At 68.2% G+C, this 5,454-nt stretch carries 5 protein-coding genes and 1 pseudogene; 4 read left to right on the top strand and 2 right to left on the bottom strand.

The annotated features are described in order from the left end of the window. A pseudogene (locus tag ACWEH3_RS35555) lies at positions 1 to 553 on the top strand (DoxX family protein); the annotation flags it as partial. 163 nt (positions 554 to 716) lie between these two features. Here the strand turns inward: ACWEH3_RS35555 and ACWEH3_RS35560 are convergent. Then, complete coding sequence (locus tag ACWEH3_RS35560; protein WP_450026630.1) at positions 717 to 1,547, bottom strand: mycofactocin-coupled SDR family oxidoreductase; 831 nt, start codon at positions 1,545 to 1,547, stop codon at positions 717 to 719. Positions 1,548 to 2,006: 459 nt separating this feature from the next. Between ACWEH3_RS35560 and ACWEH3_RS35565 the strand changes: the two genes are divergently transcribed. The 3 genes from ACWEH3_RS35565 (at position 2,007) to ACWEH3_RS35575 (ending at position 4,044) form a co-directional block, all read left to right on the top strand. After that, positions 2,007 to 2,210: a hypothetical protein gene (locus ACWEH3_RS35565; protein ID WP_355077905.1), complete on the top strand. Its 204-nt coding sequence runs from the start codon at positions 2,007 to 2,009 to the stop codon at positions 2,208 to 2,210. Between the two features lie 108 nt (positions 2,211 to 2,318). Continuing rightward, positions 2,319 to 2,978 carry a class I SAM-dependent methyltransferase gene (locus ACWEH3_RS35570; protein WP_450026632.1) on the top strand — a complete coding sequence of 220 codons (660 nt, stop codon included), beginning with the start codon at positions 2,319 to 2,321 and terminating at the stop codon, positions 2,976 to 2,978. Positions 2,979 to 3,177: 199 nt separating this feature from the next. Next, positions 3,178 to 4,044 carry an AfsR/SARP family transcriptional regulator gene (locus tag ACWEH3_RS35575; protein WP_450026634.1) on the top strand — a complete coding sequence of 289 codons (867 nt, stop codon included), beginning with the start codon at positions 3,178 to 3,180 and terminating at the stop codon, positions 4,042 to 4,044. A 50-nt stretch (positions 4,045 to 4,094) separates the two neighbouring features. Here the strand turns inward: ACWEH3_RS35575 and ACWEH3_RS35580 are convergent. Then, on the bottom strand, positions 4,095 to 5,454 hold a 1,360-nt coding region (locus ACWEH3_RS35580), incomplete at its 5' end, for an acetyl-CoA carboxylase biotin carboxylase subunit (RefSeq protein WP_450026636.1).

Consider the following 5,454-nt stretch of genomic DNA (forward strand, 5'->3'; position numbering starts at 1 on the left):
GTTCGGCGCGGCCTCGGACACCGCCACCGGCGCGGCACTGCGCAAACACGCGCACGAGGCCGCGGACAAGGCGCGGGCAGTGGGCGCGGTGGCCGCGAGCAAGGGGGCGGAACTCGCCGAATCGGCCCAGCGGCACCGGCCCGGGTGGACGGAATCGGCCAAAGAGCACGGCAGCGACTGGGCCGAGACCGCCAAGACGCACGGGCAGGAGTGGGCCGAGATCGCCAAAGAACACGGTGCCGACTGGGCGGAGATCGCCAAAGAACGCGGCGCTGACTGGGCGGAAATCGCGAAAGAGCGCGGCGCGGCATGGGCCGAGATCGCCAAAGAACGCGGAGCCGAATGGGCGGAGGTCGCCAAGGAGCAGGGCGTTCACCTCGCGGATCTGGCGAAGCAGCGCGGCGCCGAATGGGCGGAAATCGCGAAAGAGCGCGGACCTGAGCTCGCCGACGCCGCCAAGGAACGCGGGGTGCAGGCGGCACACCTGGCGCGCGAGCGTGGAGCCCAGACCGCGCACGCGGCCCGCGACGCGATCGAGTCACGTCGCCACTGAGGCTTCGCGACGGGCTTCGGGCTCGGCTGGGCCTCTGCCCGGCCTCATGAGCGTTTGGTAGCGGGTGTCGCGCGACACCCGCTACTTTCGCGGGTGGGCATCCGTTTCGCGCTCACGCCTTCGAGCGACTCGCCGTTGCGCGCCCGGTGTGACGGGACATGCGCTATGAGGTGTTCGCGCTCCCGCCGCAAGAGATGGTGACGGCTTCGCCGTTGAAGTGGCGGCCGTGCTCGGAGACCAGAAGCAGCATCGCCTCGGCCACCTCGGCGGGCTGGATCAGATCACCGTTGGGCGGCCCGGATTCGATGATCGCCATCCAATCCGCCCTGGTGGGATTCTCCTTGTCCGGCATCATGAGCCGCCAGGTCGCCGGATTCTGGATCATGTCGGTGTCCACACCGGAGGGCAGCAGCGCGTTCACCGTGATGCCGTACTCCGCCACTTCCAGCGACAGTGACTTCACCAAGCCGAGCACGCCCCATTTGCTCGCGGCGTAGTGCGCCGCGTTGCGCGCGCCCATCTTCGCCACGATGGAGGAGGTGGCCACCACGCGACCCCAGCGGCGTTCGATCATGTGCGGGACAACCGCGCGGAAGCTGTGGAACACGCCCGTCAGGTTGGTGTCGATCATGTCCCGCCACAACCGCTCGTCCATCTCGGCGACGGGCGAATTGGACGCGATGCCCGCATTGGCGACGAGGATGTCGATGCGGTCGAACTCCTCGAGCGCGCGCTCGGCGACCGTCCGCATCTGTTCCAGGCTGCGCACGTCGGCTCGGACGGAGACACAGCGGCGGCCGGTCCGCTCGACCAGCGCGGCGGTCTCGGCCAGGTCGCCGGGGGTGCTCAGCTCGTAGGGCAGGCCGGGCACCGGTGCGGCGATATCGCACACCACGATGTCCGCGCCCGCGTTCGCCAGCGCCAAGGCGTGCGCGCGCCCCTGTCCGCGGGCGCCGCCGGTGATCACCGCCACCCGATCGTCGAGGTTGCCCATGACTGGCCCTTCGTCGGTCGGTACCTGCTTCGGCCGCCCCCATCGTGTCATGGGCGAACGAGCTGAACTCCCGATTTTCCGGCGGCCGCGTCGCCGAGGCGATATTTCCCAGAGTTGGGAACGGGCCGCACCCGCTGCCGGGCACGACGTGCGCTTCTGCGTGCCGCAGCACGTCCGCAACCTGCGTCGACGGGGTCGCTGCGCCGAATTGTCCAGGGAGAGTGGAACAATGGGCACGATCTCGGCGCCGGAGCGGGCACGGCCACGGCACGGCCGAGCGGACCCGACTGCGGCACGGAGACCACATGCACCCATTTCGACCCGGTCCAGCGACCGACCGTCCGCGATGTACGCTGCGCCCAGGAACGATCTCGCCCGTGCCCACGCGTCGTTCCAGGCACGAGCGTCGCACTGACATGGTTTCCTGGGGGCCCGATGACCGATTGTGAGTACCTTCCCGTGAATCTCGACCGACAGCTCGACGCCGAACCGACCGAGCACGACAACACCCTCGCCGACCGGCTCGCCAGCCCGCGGCTGCGCAGGCTGCTGCACACGGCCATCGGCCTGTCCGAGGACTCCGTCGACCTGCTGACGACCATGACCACGCGCCTGCGCGCGGCCGAGGGCATGATCCTGCGCGACCCGCTCGAGGACTACTGACCCACGGGCGGTCGCGGCCGGGGACTCCGGGCGGGCAGTCGGCGGGGCGGGTTGCCGAACCGGCAACGATATTTGCCGTTCCGGTCGGCCCGATGGATGGTGGGAGGCATGAGTGCGACACCCCATCACCACGCCGACCGGACGACGCCGACGACTGTCGAGTACTGGGAGGCCTTCTACCAGGAGCGCGACCAGATCTGGTCCGGACGGCCGAACTTCTTCCTGGTGCGTGAGCTCGAAGCCGTCCCCCCTGGCACCGCACTGGACCTGGGCTGCGCCGAGGGCGCCGACGCGATCTGGCTGGCCGAGCGCGGCTGGCGGGTCACGGCGGTCGACGTGTCGGAGACCGCGCTGGCCCGCGCCAGGACGAACGCGGCCCGCCAGGGAATCGACGGCGAAATAGATTGGCAGCGGCACGATCTGGACCACACCTTCCCCGCGGGAAGTTTCGACCTCGTCACGGCGCAGTATCTGCACTCACCGGCGGCCGAGGACGGCGAACGGACGCGCATCCTGAGCCGGGCGGCCGATGCGGTGGCTCCCGGCGGGCTATTGCTGATCGTCGGTCACGCGCAATGGCCCTCCTGGGTACTGGAACCACCCGCCGACGTGCATTTCCCGACCACTGCCGAGGTACGGACCGGTCTCGCGCTGGATCCGGCCGAATGGCACGTGGAAGTGGACGAGGAGGTCGAGCGCGAACACGCGAGCCCCGAGGGCAATCCGGGCACGCGAAAAGACAACATCCTACGAATTCGCCGCAGCTGACGGGGAGAGCAAATAACGGGCCAATCTCCTTGCAGCCGAGGAGAATTCGCGGTGCCTGCGCAGGGAATTAACTCCGATATTACTCAGGATTCATGGTGCCGAGACGGATTTATCGCTACTGTGGACGCAGCCTACAGTGCGGTGGGAATCGAGAATCTCACGTCGGTCGGGGGGAAATTCGCCCGTAGGAGAGTTCCCAGTGAAGTATCCCGTATGCGCTCGCGTGCTAGGTCCGTTGACGCTTGCCCTGAACAATCACAATGCGACGCCGACCGCGCAGAAGCAGCGGCAGTTGCTGGCATTACTTTTGGTTCGGCACGACACCGTTGTCCCGGTGACGGCCCTGATCGAAGAACTGTGGAACGACGATCCGCCGCGCAGCGCGGTGACGGTCGTGCAAACATATGTGCTCGGCATCCGCAAGAAGATGGCGGAGCAACTCGGGGTCGGACAGGCGGAGGTGGCCGAACGCTACCTGCGCACGCGCAGCAAAGGCTATTCCTTCGACGTGCGGAACTGTGTGTTCGACCTGCGCGACTATCAGTCCATGTCCGACGCCGCCCGATGCGCCGCCAAGACCGGCGACGACGAGCGCGCGGTGGACCTGTTCAGCGCCGCGGAAGCGCTGTGGAGCGGTCCCGCACTGGTGGATGTGGAGGGTGGCATCCCGCTCTCCGCCGAGATCTCGCATCTGGACCACCTGCGACTGACCAACATCGAGTTGCGGGTGGAGGCGGAATTGCGACTGGGCAGGCATCGTGAGGTCTGTCCCGACCTGGCGCGGCTGACCATGCAGCATCCGCTGCACGAGCGGCTCCAGGCGTACTACATGTTCGCCCTGTGCCGGTCGGGCCAGCGCGCCCGCGCCCTGGCCTCCTACCAGCAGTTCAGCAGGTTCATGCAGGACGAACTGGGGCTCGACCCCTGCCAGAAGCTGCAGAAGTTGCACCGGGACATCCTGACCGCCTCCGACGACTCGGTGAGCGCGATGCTCAACAGCCGCCACGCCGGTTACCTGATCGGGTGGTACTCCCCCGAGCACCGCGCCGCCGCCGAGACCGCCTGACGCCGACGCCCGGCCGCGATCGCCGCGGGCCGGGCGAACGTCCGGCGCGCTCATCCCCGCCCGAGGAGCTCGTCCACCAACCCGGTGGTGTGCGTGGCGGCGCGCATGGCCGGATGGTCGAGCACCTCGTACAGGAAATCCCGGGTGGTCGCGACGCGGGCGCCGGAAATCCGGAATTCCGCCAGCGCCCGCCGCATACGAGCCAGCGCCCGGTCGCGGTCCGGCGCCCACACCACCAGTTTGGCCAGCAGCGAATCATAGTGCGGAGGTATCGAATATCCGGCGTGCGCATGGGTGTCGACGCGGACGAACGGACCGCCGGGCGGGGTGAATTCCGCCAGGATTCCCGGCGCGGGCGCGAATTCCGCGGCAGGGTCTTCGGCATTGATCCGGCATTCGATCGCCGCGCCGCGCAGGACGATATCTTCTTGAGCGATGCCGAGCGGTTGCCCCGCCGCGACTCGAATCTGCTCGGCGATGAGATCTATACCTGTCACCATTTCGGTGACCGGATGTTCCACCTGAATGCGGCAGTTCACTTCCATGAAATAGTAATTGCCGTCCCGATCGACCAGGAATTCCACGGTTCCCGCGCCGGTATACCCTGCCTCCAGCACACCGTGCACGGCGGATGCGCCCATTCGCTCGGCCAGACCGTCCGGCAGCAGCGGGGCAGGCGATTCCTCGATCAATTTCTGGTGCCTGCGCTGCACCGAGCAGTCGCGTTCACCCAGGTGCACGCCATTGCCGTAGGCATCGCACAGCACCTGGATCTCGACGTGCCTGGCGGCGGCGAGGTACTTCTCCAGGTACACCCGGCTGTCGCCGAACAGCATTCGCGCCGTCGCCCTGGTCTCCTGATAGGCGCGCGGGAACGCCGCACTCTCGTGCACCACCTGCATGCCGCGCCCGCCTCCGCCCGCGGCCGCCTTGACGATCACCGGGTAGCCGATCGAATCCGCGAGCGCGTGCGCCTCGTCGAGTTCGAGCGGATCGAGGCTGCCCGGCAGCAGTGGCAGTCCCGCCTTCGCCATCAGCGTGCGCGCCGACTGCTTGTCGCCGAGCTGGGCCATCACGTCGGCGGGCGGCCCGATCAGCGTGACGCCCGCCGCCCGGCACGCGTCGGCGAAATCCGGTGACTCGGAGAGGAATCCGTATCCGGGATGGATCGCGTCCGCGCCGGTGAGCTCGGCGGCGGCCAGGACCGCCGCGGCGTTCAGATAACTGCGCTTGGCCGCGGACGGGCCGATCTGCACCGCCTCGTCGGCGAAACGCACCACCGCCGACTCGGCGTCGGCGACCGAGTGCACCGCGACGGTGCGCACGCCGAGTTCGCGGCAGGTGCGCGCGACGCGCAGCGCGATCTCACCACGGTTGGCGATCAGGATCTTCTCGAACATGGCGCCACTC

The sequence above is a fragment of the Nocardia sp. NPDC004718 genome (genome assembly GCF_053601535.1).

What these genes read in the sequence shown, in the direction of transcription:
- ACWEH3_RS35570 (WP_450026632.1), top strand. Translation starts at nt 2,319, where the DNA reads ATGAGTGCGACACCCCATCACCACGCCGACCGGACGACGCCGACGACT.
- ACWEH3_RS35560 (WP_450026630.1), bottom strand. Translation starts at nt 1,547, where the DNA reads ATGGGCAACCTCGACGATCGGGTGGCGGTGATCACCGGCGGCGCCCGC.